The organism is Sporolactobacillus sp. THM19-2 (assembly GCF_004153195.1).
Lineage (GTDB): Bacteria > Bacillota > Bacilli > Bacillales > Sporolactobacillaceae > Sporolactobacillus.
In genome coordinates, this window is the sequence record NZ_SEMC01000054.1 from 1 (window position 1) to 1,028 (window position 1,028).

Genomic DNA, 1,028 nt, shown 5'->3' on the forward strand with positions numbered 1-1,028 from the left:
AATTTGGTACGGGCATCGGCTGTGGTGAATTGCCACTTGACTGCAATCGACTGATGATTGCGATCATCGCACCAGGCATTTAGCTCCCGATCCAGTTCTTCGATGGTCGGTATCCTGCGATTTAAGCATTGTTTCGAAAATAGATTCAACCCGATCTCTGCGATATTCAGCCAGCTGCCATGTTTCGGAGTGTAGTGAATGTCCAGCTTATCCAGAATCCGCTTCGCTTCGGTTGGCGGATACTTCTTATACAACGAGCCGATGCGATGTGTGTTCAGATTGTCCATGACTAAGACAATTTTTTTGGCTTGCGGATACAGATCATCGACTAAATGATGCACCACTTCGGCAAAGTCTATCGCCGTCCGGGTGGATCTGACGTCGACATATTGCTTACCGGTCAAAGGTTCGATAAGCCCGAAGATCGAACAGGAACCTTTCCGCTCGTATTCATAGTCAACTTTGCGAGGACTTTTGTTTCGGATCGGCAGGGGCTGAACTTTATCGGCATGCATCATGTAGGGCTTTTCATCCAGACAGATTAACGGCTTTTGTGGATCGTACGGGCGCGAATAGACGTCCAGCACATCTTCCATATGAGCTACGAATTCGGCGTCTTGTTTTTTGGGGATGGCCCAGTATTCATCGCGGTGAGGCTTAAGTTCGTTTTTTTTAACATTCGGCGGATCGCGTCTTTTTTCACGGGGACATCCAGGATCACTTTGCATTCCTGTTCCAGCAGTCGTAATGACCAGTGCGAATACCCTTCGGGCGCCGGCCCACAAGCGAGTTTGATAATTTTCGCTTCGGCTTCACCATCGATTTTCTGGTGCGAGTGATTCGACCCCTCACCGCGTTTAAAGGTAAGGACCTCATCAAAGCTTTTGTTCACAAAAAGCCGGGTCACGTTGGCCACGGTTGAGGGGGCAACACGATTATACTTCGCAATCTCTTTGCGCTGGTGTGTTTCTCCGTGATTGATGTCGGCATCAAGTAAAATCTGACTGCGTTTCTTGATGGTTTGATTG

2 protein-coding genes are annotated in these 1,028 nt (G+C 48.4%); both read right to left on the minus strand.

What is annotated here, in order from left to right; genetic code table 11:
- Nucleotides 1-632 (minus strand): IS630 family transposase (locus tag EWH91_RS14280; protein WP_240697392.1); only part of this gene is annotated, 632 nt, incomplete at its 3' end.
- Nucleotides 602-1,028 (minus strand): helix-turn-helix domain-containing protein (locus tag EWH91_RS14835; protein WP_240697391.1); only part of this gene is annotated, 427 nt, incomplete at its 5' end. The genes EWH91_RS14835 and EWH91_RS14280, both read right to left, overlap by 31 nt.